The 17,124-nt window shown below is 55.7% G+C and carries 30 protein-coding genes and 1 pseudogene; 1 reads left to right on the top strand and 30 read right to left on the bottom strand.

Going from position 1 to position 17,124, the window contains the following annotated elements:
* Positions 1 to 13: 13 nt before the first annotated feature.
* Complete coding sequence (gene uvrA, locus VMV64_RS14980) at positions 14 to 2,830, top strand: excinuclease ABC subunit UvrA (RefSeq protein ID WP_325331761.1); 2,817 nt, start codon at positions 14 to 16, stop codon at positions 2,828 to 2,830.
* 66 nt (positions 2,831 to 2,896) lie between these two features.
* Here uvrA and rplQ read toward each other — a convergent pair whose 3' ends face one another.
* The 30 genes and pseudogenes from rplQ to tuf form a co-directional block, all read right to left on the bottom strand.
* On the bottom strand, positions 2,897 to 3,283 hold the full coding sequence (rplQ, locus tag VMV64_RS14975) for a 50S ribosomal protein L17 (protein WP_325331759.1): 387 nt from the start codon (positions 3,281 to 3,283) through the stop codon (positions 2,897 to 2,899).
* 92 nt (positions 3,284 to 3,375) lie between these two features.
* A complete protein-coding gene (locus tag VMV64_RS14970) occupies positions 3,376 to 4,362 on the bottom strand; it encodes a DNA-directed RNA polymerase subunit alpha (protein WP_325331757.1) in 987 nt (328 codons plus the stop codon).
* Between the two features lie 32 nt (positions 4,363 to 4,394).
* Entirely contained in the window at positions 4,395 to 5,021 is a 627-nt protein-coding gene (rpsD, locus tag VMV64_RS14965; RefSeq protein WP_325331755.1) for a 30S ribosomal protein S4, read from the bottom strand.
* Between the two features lie 35 nt (positions 5,022 to 5,056).
* Positions 5,057 to 5,446: a 30S ribosomal protein S11 gene (rpsK, locus tag VMV64_RS14960; protein WP_325331753.1), complete on the bottom strand. Its 390-nt coding sequence runs from the start codon at positions 5,444 to 5,446 to the stop codon at positions 5,057 to 5,059.
* Between the two features lie 26 nt (positions 5,447 to 5,472).
* Positions 5,473 to 5,835, bottom strand: a complete 363-nt coding sequence (rpsM, locus tag VMV64_RS14955; RefSeq protein WP_325331749.1) for a 30S ribosomal protein S13 — start codon at positions 5,833 to 5,835, stop codon at positions 5,473 to 5,475.
* A 67-nt stretch (positions 5,836 to 5,902) separates the two neighbouring features.
* The gene (gene rpmJ / locus VMV64_RS14950) at positions 5,903 to 6,016 is read right to left on the bottom strand and encodes a 50S ribosomal protein L36 (RefSeq protein ID WP_084607421.1); all 114 of its coding nucleotides are present in this window, start codon (positions 6,014 to 6,016) and stop codon (positions 5,903 to 5,905) included.
* 23 nt (positions 6,017 to 6,039) lie between these two features.
* Positions 6,040 to 6,258, bottom strand: a complete 219-nt coding sequence (gene infA, locus VMV64_RS14945; protein WP_009206564.1) for a translation initiation factor IF-1 — start codon at positions 6,256 to 6,258, stop codon at positions 6,040 to 6,042.
* 22 nt (positions 6,259 to 6,280) lie between these two features.
* A complete protein-coding gene (gene secY / locus VMV64_RS14940; protein WP_325331812.1) occupies positions 6,281 to 7,585 on the bottom strand; it encodes a preprotein translocase subunit SecY in 1,305 nt (434 codons plus the stop codon).
* A gap of 29 nt (positions 7,586 to 7,614) precedes the next feature.
* Positions 7,615 to 8,055, bottom strand: a complete 441-nt coding sequence (gene rplO / locus VMV64_RS14935) for a 50S ribosomal protein L15 (RefSeq protein ID WP_325331747.1) — start codon at positions 8,053 to 8,055, stop codon at positions 7,615 to 7,617.
* Entirely contained in the window at positions 8,056 to 8,250 is a 195-nt protein-coding gene (rpmD, locus tag VMV64_RS14930) for a 50S ribosomal protein L30 (RefSeq protein ID WP_325331745.1), read from the bottom strand.
* A gap of 3 nt (positions 8,251 to 8,253) precedes the next feature.
* Complete coding sequence (gene rpsE, locus VMV64_RS14925) at positions 8,254 to 8,769, bottom strand: 30S ribosomal protein S5 (protein ID WP_325331810.1); 516 nt, start codon at positions 8,767 to 8,769, stop codon at positions 8,254 to 8,256.
* A gap of 12 nt (positions 8,770 to 8,781) precedes the next feature.
* On the bottom strand, positions 8,782 to 9,135 hold the full coding sequence (gene rplR, locus VMV64_RS14920) for a 50S ribosomal protein L18 (RefSeq protein WP_325331743.1): 354 nt from the start codon (positions 9,133 to 9,135) through the stop codon (positions 8,782 to 8,784).
* An 11-nt stretch (positions 9,136 to 9,146) separates the two neighbouring features.
* Complete coding sequence (gene rplF, locus VMV64_RS14915) at positions 9,147 to 9,680, bottom strand: 50S ribosomal protein L6 (protein ID WP_325331741.1); 534 nt, start codon at positions 9,678 to 9,680, stop codon at positions 9,147 to 9,149.
* An 11-nt stretch (positions 9,681 to 9,691) separates the two neighbouring features.
* Entirely contained in the window at positions 9,692 to 10,087 is a 396-nt protein-coding gene (gene rpsH, locus VMV64_RS14910; RefSeq protein ID WP_325331739.1) for a 30S ribosomal protein S8, read from the bottom strand.
* Between the two features lie 12 nt (positions 10,088 to 10,099).
* Positions 10,100 to 10,405, bottom strand: a complete 306-nt coding sequence (rpsN, locus tag VMV64_RS14905) for a 30S ribosomal protein S14 (protein ID WP_325331737.1) — start codon at positions 10,403 to 10,405, stop codon at positions 10,100 to 10,102.
* A 7-nt stretch (positions 10,406 to 10,412) separates the two neighbouring features.
* A complete protein-coding gene (rplE, locus tag VMV64_RS14900; RefSeq protein WP_325331735.1) occupies positions 10,413 to 10,952 on the bottom strand; it encodes a 50S ribosomal protein L5 in 540 nt (179 codons plus the stop codon).
* A gap of 9 nt (positions 10,953 to 10,961) precedes the next feature.
* On the bottom strand, positions 10,962 to 11,279 hold the full coding sequence (gene rplX / locus VMV64_RS14895) for a 50S ribosomal protein L24 (RefSeq protein WP_325331733.1): 318 nt from the start codon (positions 11,277 to 11,279) through the stop codon (positions 10,962 to 10,964).
* An 11-nt stretch (positions 11,280 to 11,290) separates the two neighbouring features.
* On the bottom strand, positions 11,291 to 11,659 hold the full coding sequence (gene rplN / locus VMV64_RS14890) for a 50S ribosomal protein L14 (protein WP_009206575.1): 369 nt from the start codon (positions 11,657 to 11,659) through the stop codon (positions 11,291 to 11,293).
* Positions 11,660 to 11,812: 153 nt separating this feature from the next.
* Positions 11,813 to 12,076: a 30S ribosomal protein S17 gene (rpsQ, locus tag VMV64_RS14885; RefSeq protein ID WP_325331731.1), complete on the bottom strand. Its 264-nt coding sequence runs from the start codon at positions 12,074 to 12,076 to the stop codon at positions 11,813 to 11,815.
* Positions 12,073 to 12,267, bottom strand: a complete 195-nt coding sequence (gene rpmC / locus VMV64_RS14880; protein WP_325331729.1) for a 50S ribosomal protein L29 — start codon at positions 12,265 to 12,267, stop codon at positions 12,073 to 12,075. Before rpmC ends, rpsQ begins: the two co-directional genes overlap by 4 nt.
* Before the next feature lie 2 nt (positions 12,268 to 12,269).
* Entirely contained in the window at positions 12,270 to 12,686 is a 417-nt protein-coding gene (gene rplP / locus VMV64_RS14875) for a 50S ribosomal protein L16 (RefSeq protein WP_009206578.1), read from the bottom strand.
* The gene (rpsC, locus tag VMV64_RS14870; protein ID WP_325331727.1) at positions 12,670 to 13,380 is read right to left on the bottom strand and encodes a 30S ribosomal protein S3; all 711 of its coding nucleotides are present in this window, start codon (positions 13,378 to 13,380) and stop codon (positions 12,670 to 12,672) included. The genes rplP and rpsC overlap by 17 nt, the downstream gene beginning before the upstream one ends.
* Positions 13,381 to 13,391: 11 nt before the next feature.
* Positions 13,392 to 13,721, bottom strand: a complete 330-nt coding sequence (gene rplV, locus VMV64_RS14865; protein WP_041673647.1) for a 50S ribosomal protein L22 — start codon at positions 13,719 to 13,721, stop codon at positions 13,392 to 13,394.
* Positions 13,722 to 13,732: 11 nt separating this feature from the next.
* Complete coding sequence (gene rpsS, locus VMV64_RS14860; protein WP_325331725.1) at positions 13,733 to 14,008, bottom strand: 30S ribosomal protein S19; 276 nt, start codon at positions 14,006 to 14,008, stop codon at positions 13,733 to 13,735.
* A gap of 5 nt (positions 14,009 to 14,013) precedes the next feature.
* Positions 14,014 to 14,847, bottom strand: a complete 834-nt coding sequence (gene rplB / locus VMV64_RS14855) for a 50S ribosomal protein L2 (RefSeq protein ID WP_325331723.1) — start codon at positions 14,845 to 14,847, stop codon at positions 14,014 to 14,016.
* Positions 14,848 to 14,857: 10 nt separating this feature from the next.
* Positions 14,858 to 15,169: a 50S ribosomal protein L23 gene (gene rplW / locus VMV64_RS14850; protein WP_325331721.1), complete on the bottom strand. Its 312-nt coding sequence runs from the start codon at positions 15,167 to 15,169 to the stop codon at positions 14,858 to 14,860.
* Positions 15,166 to 15,786 carry a 50S ribosomal protein L4 gene (gene rplD, locus VMV64_RS14845; RefSeq protein WP_325331719.1) on the bottom strand — a complete coding sequence of 207 codons (621 nt, stop codon included), beginning with the start codon at positions 15,784 to 15,786 and terminating at the stop codon, positions 15,166 to 15,168. Before rplD ends, rplW begins: the two co-directional genes overlap by 4 nt.
* Positions 15,786 to 16,430 (bottom strand): 50S ribosomal protein L3, encoded by a 645-nt coding sequence (gene rplC, locus VMV64_RS14840; RefSeq protein WP_325331717.1) that lies wholly within the window; start codon positions 16,428 to 16,430, stop codon positions 15,786 to 15,788. Before rplC ends, rplD begins: the two co-directional genes overlap by 1 nt.
* Before the next feature lie 195 nt (positions 16,431 to 16,625).
* Entirely contained in the window at positions 16,626 to 16,934 is a 309-nt protein-coding gene (gene rpsJ / locus VMV64_RS14835) for a 30S ribosomal protein S10 (RefSeq protein ID WP_009206586.1), read from the bottom strand.
* A 49-nt stretch (positions 16,935 to 16,983) separates the two neighbouring features.
* A pseudogene (gene tuf, locus VMV64_RS14830) lies at positions 16,984 to 17,124 on the bottom strand (elongation factor Tu); the annotation flags it as partial.

Raw genomic sequence — 17,124 nt, 5'->3', positions numbered from 1 at the left:
TCTGCACAAACTCATGGACCTGATCAAAATCCGCGGTGCCCGTACGCACAACCTGAAAAACATCAGCCTCGACATTCCGCGCAACAAGCTGGTGGTCATCACCGGCCTGTCCGGCTCGGGAAAATCCTCGCTGGCTTTCGATACCCTTTACGCCGAAGGGCAGCGCCGCTACGTCGAGTCGCTCTCTGCCTATGCACGCCAGTTTCTGCAGCGGATGGAAAAGCCCGACGTAGATCTGATCGAGGGCTTGTCGCCGGCGATTTCGATCGAGCAGAAGGCCACCAGCCACAATCCGCGCTCGACCGTCGGCACCGTCACTGAAATCCACGACTACCTGCGCCTGCTCTATGCCCGCGTCGGCGACCCCTACTGCCCCGAGCACCATATCCTGCTGTCCGCCCAGAGCATTTCCCAGATGGTGGACACGGTCATGGCGCTGCCCGAGGACACCAAACTGATGATCCTCTCGCCCACGGTGGTGGGCCGCAAGGGGGAGCAGGTCGACCTGTTCGACGAGTTGCGCGCACAGGGTTTCGTGCGCCTGCGGATCGACGGCAAGGTGCATGAAATCGATGCTCTGCCCAAGCTGGACAAGAACAAGAAGCACACCGTCGACATCGTGGTGGACCGCCTCAAGGTTCGCGCCGACGCCAAGCAGCGTCTGGCGGAATCGTTCGAGACCGCGCTGCGCCACTCGGACGGGAAAGCGCTGGCAGTGGAGATGGATTCGGGCAAGGAGCACCTGTTCTCGGCCAAATTCTCCTGCCCGGTGTGCAGCTATTCCCTGCCGGAACTCGAGCCGCGACTGTTCTCCTTCAACAATCCGATGGGTGCCTGCCCCAAGTGCGACGGCCTGGGCCAGGTCAGTTTCTTCGACCCCAAGCGCATCGCCGCCTTCCCCCACCTGAGCCTGGCCTCGGGTGCGGTCAAGGGCTGGGACAAGCGCAACCAGTTCTTCTTCCAGATGCTGCAAAGCCTGGCGCTGCATTACGGCTTCGACCTCGACACCCCGTTCGAGCAGCTGCCGGAAACCATCCAGCACATTCTCCTCTACGGCAGCGGCACAGAGTCTCTGCGTTTCCAGTACCTGGGAGAAAAAGGCGGGATGCAGGCGCGCAGCCATCCGTTCGAGGGCATCATCACCAATTTCGAGCGGCGATACCGCGAAACCGAATCGGCAACGGTGCGCGAGGAACTGGCCAAATACATCAATTACTGCCTCTGCCCCGATTGCGAGGGCACCCGGCTGCGCGCCGAAGCGCGCCACGTGCTGGTGGGCGGCAAGGCGCTATTTGAAGTCGGCCGCCTGCCGCTGAAACAGACTTACGACTTTTTCGCCACGCTGGAATTCGACGGCCAGAAGCAGGCCATCGCCGAGCGCATCATCAAGGAAATCGCGGCGCGGATCCGCTTTCTCAACAATGTCGGGCTGGATTACCTGTCGCTCGACCGTTCGGCCAATACCTTGTCCGGCGGCGAGGCGCAGCGCATTCGTCTGGCGAGCCAGATCGGCTCCGGACTAACCGGCGTGATGTACGTGCTGGACGAACCTTCGATCGGTCTGCACCAGCGCGACAACGACCGTCTGCTCACGACCCTCAAGCACCTGCGCGACATGGGAAACACCGTGATCGTGGTGGAGCATGATACCGACGCCATTCTGACCGCCGACCACGTAGTAGACATCGGCCCCGGCGCGGGCGTACACGGCGGCGAAGTCGTCGCGGAAGGCACCCCTGACGAGATCAAGGCCAACCCTGCCTCGCTCACCGGCCAGTACCTTAGCGGCAAGCGCAGCATCGCGGTACCGAAAATTCGGCATAAACCCGACCCCAAGCGCATGCTGCGCCTGACAGGGGCCACCGGCAACAACCTGAAGAGTTCCACCCTGGATCTGCCGGTGGGGCTGTTCGTGTGCGTCACCGGCGTATCCGGCTCGGGCAAATCCACCCTGGTCAACGACACCCTGTACCGCGCCGTGTCACGCCATCTCTACGGCTCGGCAACGGAGCCGGCACCTTACGAGGAGCTGCATGGCCTGGAGTTCTACGACAAGGTGATCGACGTCGACCAAAGCCCGATCGGGCGCACCCCGCGCTCCAATCCGGCCACCTATACCGGCCTGTTCACACCGATCCGCGAGCTGTTCGCCGGCGTGCCCCAGGCACGCGAGCGCGGCTACGGGCCGGGACGCTTCTCCTTCAACGTCAAGGGCGGGCGCTGCGAGGCCTGCGAAGGGGACGGCGTGATCAAGGTGGAGATGCACTTCCTGCCCGACATCTACGTGCCCTGTGACGTCTGCCACGGCAAGCGCTACAACCGCGAGACCCTGGAAATCCAGTACAAGGGAAAGAACATCCACGAAATCCTGGCGATGACCGTGGAACAGGCGCACGAATTCTTCAGCCCGGTGCCGGTGGTGGCAAGAAAGCTCTCCACGCTGCTCGATGTCGGACTGGGCTACATCACCCTGGGGCAGAGCGCGACCACGCTGTCCGGCGGCGAGGCGCAACGGGTGAAGCTGTCTCTCGAATTGAGCAAGCGCGACACCGGCCGCACCCTGTATATCCTGGACGAGCCCACCACCGGCCTGCATTACCACGATATCGAGTTGCTCCTGAAGGTGCTGCATCGACTGCGCGACAGCGGCAACACCGTGGTGGTGATCGAGCATAATCTGGACGTGATCAAGACTGCCGACTGGGTCGTCGATCTCGGCCCCGAAGGCGGCGTGGGCGGCGGGCAGATCATCGCCACGGGAACCCCGGAGCAGGTCGCCGATACCCCGGCAAGCTTCACCGGACGGTACCTGGCCGGACTACTCGCATAGGGAGAATGACACATAAAAAAAAGCCAGGTAAAAACCTGGCTTTTTTATTTGATGCGGAGAACGCGTTTAGGTGCCAGTGCTCTCAGCTTCAGCAGCAGGACGATCCATCAGCTCAACGATCGCCATCGGGGCATTGTCGCCCTGACGGAAGCCGCACTTGAGAATGCGCAGATAGCCGCCGTTGCGGTTCTGGTAGCGCGGACCGAGCGTATCGAACAGCTTGACGACCATTTCACGGTCGCGCAGACGGTCAAACGCCATGCGGCGATTGGCCAGCGAAGGCTTCTTGCCCAGCGTGATCATCGGCTCGGCGACGCGGCGCAGTTCCTTCGCCTTGGGCAGCGTGGTGGTGATGGCTTCGTGACGCAACAGCGAGTTGGTCATGTTGCGCAGCATCGCCAAACGGTGGCTGCTGGTGCGATTGAGTTTTCTAAGTCCTAAACGGTGACGCATGATCTATCCTTCCTTTGCATACAATCTTTCATGCGCTTTAGCGCATAGAAAGTTGGAGTACCCTTGTGGTGTTTCGTATTCCACGAACTAATTTATGCACGCTCACCCAGACCGACAGGCGGCCAGTTTTCCAGCTTCATGCCCAGCGTCAGGCCCTTGGAGGCGAGTACATCCTTGATTTCGTTCAGCGACTTGCGTCCCAGATTAGGGGTCTTCAGCAACTCGTTCTCGGTGCGCTGGATCAGATCACCGATGTAATAAATGTTTTCCGCCTTCAGGCAATTGGCAGAACGCACGGTGAGTTCAAGATCGTCCACCGGACGCAGCAGAATCGGGTCAACCTGCGGTGCGCGGGGCGCCTCGATCTCGGCCGGCGTGCCTTTCAGCTCGGCAAACACGGATAACTGATCGACCAGAATACGCGCAGCATAACGAATCGCCTCTTCGGGATCGACCACGCCATTGGTTTCAATGTCGACAACCAGCTTGTCCAGGTCGGTACGCTGCTCGACGCGGGCGCTTTCCACTGCATAACTGACGCGGCGAACCGGGCTGAATGAAGCATCCAGCAGGATCGTGCCGATACTGCGCTCCTCTTCGGCGACACGCCGTGCAGTGACGGGCTGATAGCCGCGACCCTGCTCGATCTTGATTTCCATGTCGAGCTTGCCACCCTTGGTAATGTGAGCAATCACATGATCAGGGTTGACGATCTCTGCATCATGACCGGTTTCGATGTCAGCCGCCGTCACCACGCCTTCACCCTTTTTCGACAGAATCAGGGTGGCTTCGGAGCGATTATGCAGCTTCAGTGCAATGCCTTTAAGGTTGAGCAGGATGTCGACCACGTCTTCCTGCACACCGTCGATGGTCGAATACTCATGCACCACACCTTCGATCTTGACCTGAGTGATGGCATAGCCTGGCATCGAAGACAGCAAAATGCGGCGCAGGGCGTTGCCCAGAGTATGGCCGTAGCCACGCTCAAACGGCTCCATGGAAATACGGGCGCGAACGGGCGACGCCGCTTCAACATCTACAACACGTGGCTTCAGAAGTTCGGTAGCACTGCTTTGCATGCTGGATCCTCTATTTAAAAGTGGTTCAGTGATTACTTCGAGTACAATTCAACCACGAGATGCTCGTTGATGGTTGAGGGCAACTCGGCACGCTGCGGCTTGGCTTTATACACGCCCTTCAGCGCCTTCACATCCACTTCGATCCATTCCGGAAAACCACGCTGCTCGGCGGCCTCGACCGCAGCCTTGATGCGCAGCTGAGTCTTCGACTTTTCGGCAACTTCAACAACGTCGCCAGCCTTGACCTGATAAGACGGGATATTCACGCGGCGGCCGTTTACCAAAATGCCGTTGTGGCGCACGATCTGGCGCGACTCGCGGCGGGACACGCCGAAGCCCATACGATGTACAACGTTGTCCAGACGGCATTCCAGAAGCTGCAGCAGGCTTTCGCCGGTCACACCTTTGCTGCGGTCAGCAATCGCATAATAACCGCGGAACTGACGCTCCAGCACGCCATAAATCCGGCGCACTTTCTGCTTCTCGCGCAATTGCACGCCGTAGTCCGACAAGCGCACCTGTTTCTGACCATGCTGGCCTGGCGCGTAGCTGCGGCGTTCAATGCCACACTTATCGGTAAAGCACTTCTCGCCTTTCAGAAACAGCTTTTCGCCTTCGCGGCGGCACTGGCGGCATTTGGGATCAAGATTGACAGCCAAGGTTTCTCTCCTGCTAAATATTAACGGCGCTGCGGTTAGATGCGGCGCTTCTTGGACGGACGGCAACCGTTATGGGGAACGGGGGTTACGTCGGCAATGGAGGTAATCTTGAAGCCGACCGCATTCAGTGCGCGCACAGCAGACTCGCGCCCTGGTCCAGGTCCTTTGATTTTGACTTCAAGGTTCTTCACTCCGTATTCCTGAGCTGCTTTACCTGCAGCCTCAGCCGCAACCTGCGCAGCAAACGGCGTGCTCTTGCGCGAACCGCGGAAACCGGCACCACCCGATGTTGCCCAGCTCAAGGCATTGCCCTGACGATCGGTGATGGTGATGATGGTGTTATTGAAGGACGCGTGAACGTGGGCAATTCCTTCAGCCACATTCTTTTTAACTTTTTTGCGTATCCGGACGTTTGTCTTAGCCATGATTTATTCCTCGTGTGGCAACCATATTATTTGGTTGCACGAACAGCTTTGCGTGGACCCTTGCGAGTGCGAGCATTGGTGCGAGTGCGCTGACCGCGAACCGGCAAACCGCGACGATGGCGCACACCACGATAGCAACCAAGATCCATCAATCGCTTGATGTTCATGGAAACCTCACGGCGCAAGTCACCTTCAACCGTAACCTTACCCACCTCGTCGCGCAGTTTTTCCATCTCGGTGTCGCTAAGATCCTTGATCTTGGTCGAGGTAATGATGCCTGCCGTCGCACAAATTTTCTGTGCGCGGGTACGGCCAATGCCGTAAATCGCAGTTAATGCGATAACGGTGTGTTGATGGTTCGGGATATTTACCCCAGCGATGCGGGCCATGCACTTACTCCCAGCAAATGACTGATTTAGAAAAAGTCGGAAATTTTAACAGTTTCGAGCGCCACAATCAACCTTGACGTTGTTTATGGCGAGGATCTGTACAAATGACGCGCAGCACGCCATGGCGTTTAACCATTTTGCAGTGGCGGCACAGCCGTTTAATTGAGGCTCGAACTCTCATCGTTTTCTCCTGATAAAGCTTTGTTACTTGGCGCGGAAAGTGATCCGTGCACGGGATAAATCATACGGGGTGAGCTCAACAGTCACCTTATCACCCGGCAAAATGCGAATATAGTGCATACGCATTTTTCCAGAGATATGGCCAAGTACCACGTGGCCGTTTTCCAATTTCACTCGGAAGGTTGCATTGGGGAGGGTTTCAAGAATCTCCCCCTGCATTTCAATCGTTTCTTCCTTCGACATTTCTATCCTGTTATCAACATGCTTAGCGGCCGGCCATCCCGCCCTTGAAGCTCGCTTTTTTGAGCAAACTCTCGTATTGATGCGACATCAGATAGGACTGAACCTGAGCCATAAAATCCATCGTCACCACCACGATAATCAATAGCGAGGTGCCACCGAAGTAAAACGGTACATTCCACTTCACAATCAAAAACTCGGGCAGCAAACATACCGCCGTAATGTACACCGCGCCCGACAGGGTAAGCCGAGACATGATCTTATCTATATAGCGCGCCGTCTGTTCACCTGGGCGGATGCCGGGTACAAATGCGCCGCTCTTTTTCAGGTTATCCGCAGTCTCCTTCGGGTTGAACACCAACGCCGTATAAAAGAAGCAGAAGAACACAATCGCAAGCGCATACAGCATCACGTACAACGGCTGACCGGGCGACAATGTCGAACCGATATCCTTGAGCCAGCTCATCCCCTCGCTGCTGCCAAACCAGCCGGCAAGCGTCGCGGGAAACAAGATAATGCTGGAGGCAAAAATCGGCGGTATCACACCCGACATATTCAGCTTCAACGGCAGATGCGAGCTCTGGCCGCCATAAATTTTGTTACCCACCTGGCGCTTGGCGTAATTCACCAATATCTTGCGCTGGCCGCGTTCAACGAAAACCACGAAGGCCGTTACTCCAATCGCGCCAACAAACAGCAGCAACACCAGCGGTATAGAAAAGGCTCCAGTACGAGTCAACTCCAGCGTGCCGCCAATCGCATGCGGCAAACCGGCCGCGATACCTGCGAAAATAATCAGCGAAATGCCGTTGCCGATACCGCGTTCGGTGATCTGCTCACCCAACCACATCAGGAACATCGTTCCGGATACCAGTGTTGCCACCGCCGTGAGACGGAACAGCAGGCCGGGATCAATCACCAGTCCGGGCTGGGATTCCAGCGCGATGGAAATTCCCAAACCCTGAAACAGGGCCAGAAACACCGTGCCGTAGCGGGTGTATTGGGTAATTTTCTTGCGCCCGCTTTCGCCTTCCTTCTTCAGCTGTTCAAGCTGAGGCGACACGACCGTCATCAACTGCATGATGATCGAGGCCGAGATGTACGGCATGATACCCAACGCGAACACCGTGAAACGAGACAACGCGCCACCCGAAAACATGTTGAACATGCCGAGTATGCCGCCCGACTGGGACTTGAAGAGCGACTCCAGCGCCACCGGATCGATACCGGGCACTGGAATGTGGGCGCCGATACGATAAACGACCAGCGCAGCCAGCACGAAGAGCAACCGCTTCTTCAGGTCACCAAACTTGCCTGCTGCATTAAGCATTGGGTTGCCAAGAGCCAAAATCGTATCCCTTATTCCGCGATCTTGCCGCCAGCGGCTTCAATCGCTGCACGTGCACCCTTGGTGACGAGCAGACCCTGCAGCGTTACAGCACGCGTAATTTCACCGGACAGAAATACCTTAACACTCAGCGCGGAACCCGAAATCACGTTGGCTTGCTTCAGCACCAACAGATCAATCGTGTCTACCGGCAGATTGTTGATTTCCGACAGTCGCACTTCGGCGGTTTCGCCGCGGACCTTGGCCAGAGAAACGAAGCCACGCTTAGGCAGGCGACGCTGCAAAGGCATTTGACCGCCTTCAAAACCCACCTTGTGAAAGCCACCAGAACGCGATTTCTGACCCTTATGCCCGCGACCGCAGGTTTTTCCAGTGCCAGAGCCAATGCCGCGACCCACTCGCTTCGCTGCTTTTTTGCTGCCATCGGCAGGCTTGATAGTATTCAGTTGCATTTAGCCCTCGCACTTCACCAGATAGTAAACGGTGTTGATCATGCCACGAACCGATGGCGTATCTTCAACTTCAACCGTATGACCAATGCGCTTCAATCCCAAACCGCGCACACAAGCACGGTGAGACTCTATGGTGCCGATCACACTCTTGATCTGAGTAACCTTCACCTTGGTAGATTTTTTTGCCTTTACCATCACTTACCCCATGATCTCTTCGACAGTCTTGCCGCGCTTGGCAGCAATCTCGGACGGCGTATTCATTTGCTTCAAGCCGTTGAGGGTGGCGCGCACAATATTGTACGGGTTGGTCGAGCCGATGCACTTGGCGAGAACGTTATGCACGCCCATCACCTCGAAAATCGCACGCATTGGGCCACCAGCAATAATACCGGTACCTTCGGAAGCGGGCTGCATGTAAACCTTGGCAGCGCCATGACGACCGATCACGGCGTGGTGCAAAGTACCCTTTTTCAGGTTAACTTTGATCAAGTTGCGCCGCGCATCTTCCATTGCCTTTTGAACGGCAACCGGCACTTCTCGCGATTTGCCCTTGCCCATGCCAACACTACCGCTACCATCACCAACGACAGTCAAGGCTGCGAAGGCCATGATCCGGCCGCCCTTGACCACTTTGGTCACACGATTGACGCCAATCATTTTTTCCTGCAGGCCGTCGCCGCGATCTTCTTGCTGGTTTTTCTCAAATTTAGCCATCATCAACCCCGCTTAGAATTTCAGACCGTTTTCGCGCGCAGCTTCAGCCAGCGCTTTAACACGACCATGGTAGTGGAAGCCTGAGCGGTCAAACGCTACGGTTTCTACGCCAGCGATTTTCGCTTTTTCAGCGATTCGCTTGCCAACCAAAGCGGCCGCATCCTTGTTGCCACCTTTCGGCAGATCCTTGCGCACCTCTGGCTCAACAGTAGATGCACTGGCTAAAACCTTGCTGCCGCTCGCATCAATGATCTGGGCATAAATATGGCAATTGGTTCTATGCACCAACAAACGCACCACCTTCAGTTCTGCGATTTTGGCACGGGTTTTGCGTGACCGACGCAGGCGTGACTGTTTCTTATCCATGACTATTGCCCCTATTTCTTCTTGGTCTCTTTCAGGATCACCACCTCATCGGAGTAACGCACACCCTTGCCCTTGTAAGGCTCTGGACTACGATACGCACGAATTTCAGCGGCAACCTGACCAACGCGCTGCTTGTCAGCGCCCTTCAAAACGATTTCAGTCTGGGTCGGCGTAGTAACTACGACGCCTTCAGGCATTTTATGGTCGACTGGATGGGAAAATCCCAACGAAAGACCCAGCATATCTCCCTTGGCATTCGCGCGGTAACCCACGCCAACCAGGGTCAGCTTACGCTCGAAACCTTTCGACACGCCAAGAACCATATTTGCAAGCAGAGCACGCATAGTGCCGGACATTGCATTGGACTGCATCGAATCGTTAGCTGCCTTGCACTGCAACTGGTCGCCTTCTTTTACCACCGACACATCGCTGCTCTGCCGCTGCTTCAGTGTGCCGAGCGGCCCCTTGACTGTGATTTCATCGGCGCTTAGTGTCACTTCCACGCCGGCCGGCACGATCACCGGATTCTTAGCTATTCTGGACATCGCTTACCTCACTATGCCACTACGCACAGCACTTCGCCGCCGATACCGGCTGCACGCGCACTGCGGTCAGTCATCACGCCCTTGGAGGTGGAAACAATCGCCACACCCAATCCGTTCATGACTTTTGGAATTTCGCCATTGCCTTTATAAATACGCAATCCAGGGCGGCTTACACGATCGATTCTTTCGATCACCGGACGACCTGCGTAGTATTTCAGGCGCACTTCCAGCGAAGGCTTGCCGGACTCGTCGCGAACTGCGAAATCATCAATATAACCCTCGTCCTTCAGCACTTTGGCAATTGCCATCTTGAGCTTGGAGGAAGGCATGCTGACGCTCACTTTTGTGGCACTTTGACCATTCCGGATACGCGTCAGCATATCGGCGATCGGATCACTCATACTCATACTATTCTCCCGCTACCAACTGGCTTTAATTACGCCGGGAATTTCACCGCGCATTGCATATTCACGCACCTTGGTACGCGCCATGCCGAACTTTCTGAACACACCACGTGGCCGTCCAGTCAGGGCGCAACGGTTACGCAAGCGCACCGGACTGGAGTCGCGTGGCAACTGCTGAAACTTGAGGCGGGCCGCATAGCGGTCTTCGTCGCTGAGCTTCACATTGTTCATCGCCGCTGCCAGTTCCGCACGTTTCGCGGCGTATTTCTTCACTATCTCGCGGCGCTTCTTATCACGATTAATCAAGGATAACTTAGCCATGCCAACCTCAGTTCTTGAAGGGGAATTTAAACGCGGCGAGAAGCGCACGCGCCTCTTCGTCGGTCTTGGCGGTCGTCGTGATCGAGATATTCATGCCACGCAACGCGTCAATTTTGTCGTAATCGATTTCCGGGAAAATAATCTGCTCTTTGATACCCATGTTGTAATTGCCACGGCCATCAAATGCCTTGCCGGAAATGCCGCGGAAGTCACGAATACGCGGAATCGCGATTGAAACCAGGCGATCCAGGAACTCATACATATGAGTGCGGCGCAAAGTCACCATGCAGCCAACCGGGTAGTTGTCACGAATCTTGAAGCCCGCGATCGACTTGCGGGACATCGTCACCACCGGTTTCTGACCAGCGATTTTCTTCATGTCGCCGACGGCATGCTCCATCACCTTCTTGTCCGCCACCGCTTCGCCCACACCCATATTGAGCGTGATCTTATTGATTTGCGGCACTTCCATCACCGACTTGTAGCCAAACTGATCCATCATCTGCTTGACCACGGTATCTTTGTAGTACTGCTGTAAACGAGCCATGTTCATTCCTTACGCGTCCAGCACTTCGCCGTTGGATTTGAAATAGCGGACTTTACGTCCATCCTCCAGCACCTTGATGCCAACCCGGTCAGCTTTTTGCGTAGCGGGGTTAAACAGCGCGATATTGGAGATATCAAGCGGCATCTCCTTTTCGACGATGCCACCGGTCACGCCCTTAACTGGGTTAGGTTTCATGTGCTTCTTAACCTTGTTGACACCCTCAACGACAAGGTGACCATCGTCCAGCATGCGCAGGACCAGGCCACGCCTGCCCTTGTCTTTGCCAGTGATCACAACGACATCGTCGCCTTTGCGAATTTTGCGCATCTCGATTCTCCTTACAGAACTTCTGGAGCCAGCGACACGATCTTCATGAAGCGCTCGGTACGAAGTTCGCGAGTCACCGGTCCGAAGATACGGGTGCCGATGGGTTCCAATTTATTATTCAGCAGAACGGCGGCATTGCCGTCGAATTTGATAAGGGATCCATCAGGACGGCGTACACCCTTGGCGGTACGGACTACAACTGCGTTGTAGACGTCGCCTTTTTTGACGCGGCCGCGCGGAGCGGCATCCTTGATGCTGACCTTGATGACATCGCCGATGGCGGCGTAACGACGCTTGGAGCCGCCCAAAACCTTGATGCACATAACGCGGCGTGCACCAGTGTTATCTGCGACATCCAGCACAGATTGCATTTGTATCATTTTATCTCTCCAACTTAATCCGCCCTGCAGCTGCACTAAGTAAAATCAGCGCAGCGATAGTCGACGGTCAGTTTTGGCTTCGGCCCGATTATTCGGACCGCTCGCCCAAAAAGAGCGAGATGTTAGCGCTTCCCGGAGGGAAACGCAAGCACTTTATACCAAGCGGCTCTTCTCAACCAGGGCGGTCACACGAAATGCCTTGGTTTTTGCGATTGGACGACATTCCTCGATGGTCACCAGATCACCCTCATGGTACTCATTGCTCTCGTCATGGGCATGGTACTTCTTGGAACGGCTAATCACCTTGCCGTACAAGGGGTGCTTGACCTTGCGCTCAACCTGCACGGTCACGGTCTTGTCCATCTTGTCGCTGACCACACGCCCGGTCAGCGTGCGTGTAACTTTATCTTCACTCATGCTTGTCTCGCCTTCTCACTGATCAGCGTGCGTACGCGCGCAATATCCTTGCGTACCTTGCCCAGCTGATCCACTTTGGTACTCTGCTGTGTGGAAATCTGCATGCGCAAGCCAAACTGGGCGCGCAGCAGTTCCACCATCTCCTTGCTCAACTCTTCAGTTGACTTGGCTCTTAATTCGCTGGCTTTCATGATTAACCACCTAACTGTCTGGTTACGAAAGTGGTTTGGATCGGCAACTTGGCAGCAGCCAGGCGAAACGCCTCGCGCGCCAGTGTTTCTTCCACACCATCCATTTCATAGAGCACTTTACCTGGCTGAATCTCGGCCACGTAGTACTCCGGGTTGCCCTTACCGTTACCCATCCGCACTTCAGCAGGTTTTTGGGAGATCGGTTTGTCAGGGAATATCCTGATCCAGATCCGGCCACCACGTTTGATATGACGCGTCATGGCACGACGAGCAGCCTCAATCTGGCGTGCAGTCAGACGGCCGCGACCAATTGCCTTCAGGCCGAACTCACCGAAGCTGACCTTGTTACCGCGAGTCGCAATGCCGGTATTGCGGCCTTTATGCTCCTTGCGGAATTTCCTTCTAGCTGGCTGTAGCATGTTTTGCTCCCGACTTTCTTGGTTTGCGTTCCGGCTCGACCGCTGCAACTACAGGAGTCTCACCCTTGGCCGGTGTCTCACCTTTGTAGACCCAGACTTTGATCCCGATAATACCGTATGTCGTTTTCGCTTCGGCAGTACCGTAGTCGATATCGGCACGCAGGGTGTGCAGCGGCACACGGCCTTCGCGATACCATTCGGTACGTGCGATTTCGGCACCATTAAGGCGGCCGGCGCTTTCGATTTTGATACCTTGAGCACCCAGACGCATGGCATTCTGCATCGCACGCTTCATTGCACGGCGGAACATGATGCGTTTCTCAAGCTGCTGCGCGATATTTTCGGCGATCAATTGCGCATCGATCTCAGGCTTGCGGATTTCCTCAATATTGAGGTGCACCGGCACGCCCATCAACTTCTGCAGTTGGAATTTCAATGCCTCAATATCCTCACCCTTCTTGCCGATCACCACACCCGGGCGGGCACTGAAGATCGAGATTCTGGCGTTACGAGCTGGCCGTTCAATAACGATCTTGCCCACTGAAGCATGCGCAAGTTTTTTCTTGAGAAAGTCACGCACCTTGATGTCATCAGCCAGCATGCCTGCAAAATTCTTGCTATTGGCATACCACTTCGATGTCCAGTTCTTGAGCACACTCAGTCGAAAACCGATTGGATGAATCTTCTGTCCCATGTTCTTTCCTCTTAGTTTCCGACAGTGACTGTGATATGGCAGGTAGGCTTGAGAATTCTCGCGCCTCGACCTTTCGCACGTGCACGGAAACGCTTCATCGTCGAGCCCTCGTCCACCAGAATGGTCGCAACCTTGAGTTCATCTATGTCAGCGCCCTCATTATGCTCGGCGTTGGCTATCGCGGACTCCAGCACTTTCTTGATAATCACCGCACCCTTCTTCGGGCTGAAGGTCAGGATGTTCAACGCGCGGTCAACGGGCAGTCCACGAATCTGATCGGCAACCAGTCGGCCTTTTTGCGCCGACAGCCTGGTACCGCGTAATACAGCACTAACTCTCATCATAGCCTCTCTTATCTCTTGGCTTTCTTATCCGCCGCATGCCCTTTGAAGGTACGTGTCAGCGAAAACTCACCCAGCTTGTGGCCGACCATGTTCTCCGAAATGTATACGGGGATATGCAGCTTGCCGTTGTGTACAGCGATCGTCAAACCAACGAAATCCGGCATCACCGTGGAACGACGCGACCAGGTCTTGATCGGACGCTTGTCATGGGTTGCGCGTGCCGCATCCACCTTGGCGATCAGGTGCGCATCAACAAATGGACCTTTTTTAATAGAACGTGCCATATCTGTTACCTCTTATTCGACGGACGGCGATTCACAATCATGCCGGATGTGCGCTTGTTGCTCCGAGTACGGTAGCCCTTGGTCGGCGTGCCCCACGGACTGACCGGATGACGACCTGCAGCAGTCTTGCCTTCGCCGCCACCGTGCGGGTGGTCAACAGGGTTCATCGCAACACCGCGCACTGTCGGGCGAACGCCGCGCCAGCGCATCGCACCGGCCTTGCCGATGGAACGCAGGTTATGCTCGGAATTGCCGACTTCACCAATGGTCGCCTTGCAATCCACGTGCACTTTGCGCACCTCACCGGAGCGTAAACGCACCTGGGCGTAAGCTCCCTCACGGGCCATCAGCTGCACGGAAGCGCCGGCAGAGCGGGCCATCTGAGCACCCTTGCCGGGCTGCATTTCGATACAGTGAATGATGGTACCCACCGGAATGTTACGCAGGGGCAGCGTGTTGCCCGGCTTGATCGGAGAATCCGAACCGCTCACCACCTGCGTGCCCACGCCCACACCTTTGGCCGCAATAATATAACGACGCTCACCGTCGGCGTAGCACAGCAGTGCCAGATGCGCGCTGCGGTTTGGATCATACTCCAGCCGTTCGACTTTAGCCGGAATACCATCCTTGTCGCGTTTGAAATCAACCACACGGTAGTGCTGCTTGTGTCCGCCACCCTGATGCCGAACGGTAATGCGGCCATGATGGTTACGGCCCGCATTGCGCGACTGGCTTTCCAGCAACGGTGCGTGAGGCTTACCCTTGTGCAGTTCCGGCGTGACGATTTTTACTACAGCGCGCCGGCCCGCGGATGTCGGTTTAACTTTGATAATTGCCATCGTTGCTCTCCTACTCGCCCGCTGCGAAATTGATTTCTTGGCCAGGCTTCAGGGCGACGTATGCCTTTTTCCAGTCCTTGCGACGGCCTGAAATTTTACCAAACCGCTTAACCTTGCCCTTGACGTTCATCACTTGGACACTGTCCACTTCCACCTTGAACAGCAACTCCACTGCAGCCTTGATTTCCGGCTTGGTGGCGTTCGTCACCACACGGAAAGCCACTTGCTCATGCTTGTCCGCAATCATGGTGCTCTTCTCGGAGATCTGGGGAGCCAGAATGACCTGCATCAGGCGTTCCTGATTAAATTTGGGCGCGTTCATGCGTACATCTCCTCAAATTTTTTCACCGCACTGCGGGTCATCAACACATTCGGGTAGTGCACCATGCTCACCGGATCAGCGCGATGCGCCTCCAGCACCAGCACATGAGGCAAATTCCGGGCCGACAGGTAAAGATTTTCATCCATCTCGTCGGTGATGATCAGCACCTTGTCCATCCCCATGCTCTTGATCTTTTGAGCCAATGCCTTGGTCTTCGGCGTATCGACGGAGAAGCTCTCCACCACCGAGAGCCGACCCAGTCGGGCCAGCTCGGAAAGAATCGAGCTGATGCCGGCACGGAACATCTTCTTGTTGACCTTCTGGCTGAAGTTCTCATCAGGTCTGTTCGGGAAAATCTGACCGCCGCCACGCCACAAAGGACTGGAGGCCATACCCGCACGTGCACGGCCGGTACCCTTTTGACGCCATGGCTTTTTGGTGCTATGGGAGACTTCACTACGGTCTTTTTGGGCGCGGTTACCGCTGCGGGCGTTAGCCATGTAGGCGGTTACAACCTGGTGAACCAGCGCTTCGTTGAATTCGCGGCCGAACAAATCATCCGAAGCGGTGACGCTGGCGGTCGATTGTCCTTGGTCATTGATTAGTTTCAATTCCATTATGCACCTGCCTTTACGCTCGGGCGTACGATCAGATCGCCACCCTTGGAGCCGGGAACCGCACCCTTGATCAGAAGCAGCTGGCGCTCGGTATCGACACGGACGATTTCAAGGTTTTGCGTAGTACGCTTCACGGCGCCATAGTGGCCTGCCATCCGCTTGCCGGGGAACACACGACCGGGATCCTGGTTCTGACCAATCGACCCTGGGCTATTATGGGAACGCGAGTTACCGTGAGTGGCACGATTCGAGCTGAAGTGGTGACGCTTGATCGCGCCAGTGAACCCTTTACCTTGTGTGGTACCGGTTACATCCACCATTTGACCGACCTGGAACAGGTCAATACCCACAGCGCCGCCCAAACTCACCTTGGCAGCATCTTCGCCGGTCACCGTGAATTCTTTGAGAACACGGCCAGCCGCAACACCTGCTTTGGCATAATGCCCAGCCAGAGGTTGAGTTACCCGGCTCTTGCGGCGTGTGCCGAATGCGACTTGAACAGCGGTATAACCATCTGTTGCGGGAGTTTTAATCTGGGTCACGCGATTGTTGGACACGTCCACAACGGTCACCGGCACGGAAGTTCCGTCCTCGGTAAACACGCGGGTCATGCCAATCTTGCGACCGACAAGTCCTAAGCTCATCACAATTATCCTTCTTACAAGGCCGGTTACGATTGACCGGCGGTTTTAACAGCAAACGATCTCTCATGCGCTTTAGCGCATTGAAAGTCGGGGGGTGCCATTTGGTGCAGAAAAGCACGGTTAAAAAAACGGTGAAGTATACACCGTTTGTTTAACCGCATCAATTTTACCTGCTCTTCTGGTTACTATTCCGAATTACAGCTTGATTTCTACATCCACTCCAGCTGGCAGATCCAGCTTCATCAGTGCGTCTACCGTTTTGTCGGTAGGGTCGATAATGTCCATCAGACGCAGGTGAGTGCGGATTTCCAATTGGTCACGCGAGGTCTTGTTGACATGCGGCGAACGCAGAATATCAAAACGCTCGATACGGGTGGGCAAAGGAACGGGGCCTTTAACCACGGCACCAGTGCGTTTTGCGGTTTCCACAATTTCCAGCGCAGACTGATCGATCAGACGATAATCAAACGCCTTCAGGCGGATACGAATTTTTTGACTTTGCATGTTTTATCCAAAGAGCGGTGCAACGGACCAAGGTCCGCGGCTGGTTTAATTACTCGATAACCTTTGCCACGACGCCGGCGCCGACGGTACGGCCGCCTTCGCGAATCGCGAAGCGCAGACCTTCTTCCATCGCGATCGGCTGGATCAGCGCGACCGTGATCGAGACGTTGTCGCCAGGCATCACCATTTC

Source organism: Sulfuricella sp. (assembly GCF_035531155.1).
Taxonomy (GTDB): domain Bacteria; phylum Pseudomonadota; class Gammaproteobacteria; order Burkholderiales; family Sulfuricellaceae; genus Sulfuricella.
The sequence above is the reverse complement of the archived record's forward strand: the minus strand, read 5'-3'. Positions and strand labels throughout refer to the sequence as shown.

Coding starts and splice junctions, on each gene's coding strand:
- rplR (WP_325331743.1), bottom strand. CDS start 9,135: ATGGATAAGAAACAGTCACGCCTGCGTCGGTCACGCAAAACCCGTGCC.
- uvrA (WP_325331761.1), top strand. CDS start 14: ATGGACCTGATCAAAATCCGCGGTGCCCGTACGCACAACCTGAAAAAC.
- rpsH (WP_325331739.1), bottom strand. CDS start 10,087: ATGAGTATGAGTGATCCGATCGCCGATATGCTGACGCGTATCCGGAAT.
- rplV (WP_041673647.1), bottom strand. CDS start 13,721: ATGAGAGTTAGTGCTGTATTACGCGGTACCAGGCTGTCGGCGCAAAAA.
- rplO (WP_325331747.1), bottom strand. CDS start 8,055: ATGCAACTGAATACTATCAAGCCTGCCGATGGCAGCAAAAAAGCAGCG.
- rpmJ (WP_084607421.1), bottom strand. CDS start 6,016: ATGAGAGTTCGAGCCTCAATTAAACGGCTGTGCCGCCACTGCAAAATG.
- rplF (WP_325331741.1), bottom strand. CDS start 9,680: ATGTCCAGAATAGCTAAGAATCCGGTGATCGTGCCGGCCGGCGTGGAA.
- rplB (WP_325331723.1), bottom strand. CDS start 14,847: ATGGCAATTATCAAAGTTAAACCGACATCCGCGGGCCGGCGCGCTGTA.
- rpsQ (WP_325331731.1), bottom strand. CDS start 12,076: ATGAGTGAAGATAAAGTTACACGCACGCTGACCGGGCGTGTGGTCAGC.
- rpsK (WP_325331753.1), bottom strand. CDS start 5,446: ATGGCTAAGACAAACGTCCGGATACGCAAAAAAGTTAAAAAGAATGTG.
- rpsJ (WP_009206586.1), bottom strand. CDS start 16,934: ATGCAAAGTCAAAAAATTCGTATCCGCCTGAAGGCGTTTGATTATCGT.
- rplN (WP_009206575.1), bottom strand. CDS start 11,659: ATGATACAAATGCAATCTGTGCTGGATGTCGCAGATAACACTGGTGCA.
- rpsS (WP_325331725.1), bottom strand. CDS start 14,008: ATGGCACGTTCTATTAAAAAAGGTCCATTTGTTGATGCGCACCTGATC.
- rplE (WP_325331735.1), bottom strand. CDS start 10,952: ATGGCTCGTTTACAGCAGTACTACAAAGATACCGTGGTCAAGCAGATG.
- rplX (WP_325331733.1), bottom strand. CDS start 11,279: ATGCGCAAAATTCGCAAAGGCGACGATGTCGTTGTGATCACTGGCAAA.
- rpsM (WP_325331749.1), bottom strand. CDS start 5,835: ATGGCCCGCATCGCTGGGGTAAATATCCCGAACCATCAACACACCGTT.
- rplD (WP_325331719.1), bottom strand. CDS start 15,786: ATGGAATTGAAACTAATCAATGACCAAGGACAATCGACCGCCAGCGTC.
- secY (WP_325331812.1), bottom strand. CDS start 7,585: ATGCTTAATGCAGCAGGCAAGTTTGGTGACCTGAAGAAGCGGTTGCTC.
- rpsC (WP_325331727.1), bottom strand. CDS start 13,380: ATGGGACAGAAGATTCATCCAATCGGTTTTCGACTGAGTGTGCTCAAG.
- rplP (WP_009206578.1), bottom strand. CDS start 12,686: ATGCTACAGCCAGCTAGAAGGAAATTCCGCAAGGAGCATAAAGGCCGC.
- rpsE (WP_325331810.1), bottom strand. CDS start 8,769: ATGGCTAAATTTGAGAAAAACCAGCAAGAAGATCGCGGCGACGGCCTG.
- rpsN (WP_325331737.1), bottom strand. CDS start 10,405: ATGGCTAAGTTATCCTTGATTAATCGTGATAAGAAGCGCCGCGAGATA.
- rpmD (WP_325331745.1), bottom strand. CDS start 8,250: ATGGTAAAGGCAAAAAAATCTACCAAGGTGAAGGTTACTCAGATCAAG.
- VMV64_RS14970 (WP_325331757.1), bottom strand. CDS start 4,362: ATGCAAAGCAGTGCTACCGAACTTCTGAAGCCACGTGTTGTAGATGTT.
- rplW (WP_325331721.1), bottom strand. CDS start 15,169: ATGAACGCGCCCAAATTTAATCAGGAACGCCTGATGCAGGTCATTCTG.
- infA (WP_009206564.1), bottom strand. CDS start 6,258: ATGTCGAAGGAAGAAACGATTGAAATGCAGGGGGAGATTCTTGAAACC.
- rplC (WP_325331717.1), bottom strand. CDS start 16,430: ATGAGCTTAGGACTTGTCGGTCGCAAGATTGGCATGACCCGCGTGTTT.
- rpmC (WP_325331729.1), bottom strand. CDS start 12,267: ATGAAAGCCAGCGAATTAAGAGCCAAGTCAACTGAAGAGTTGAGCAAG.
- rplQ (WP_325331759.1), bottom strand. CDS start 3,283: ATGCGTCACCGTTTAGGACTTAGAAAACTCAATCGCACCAGCAGCCAC.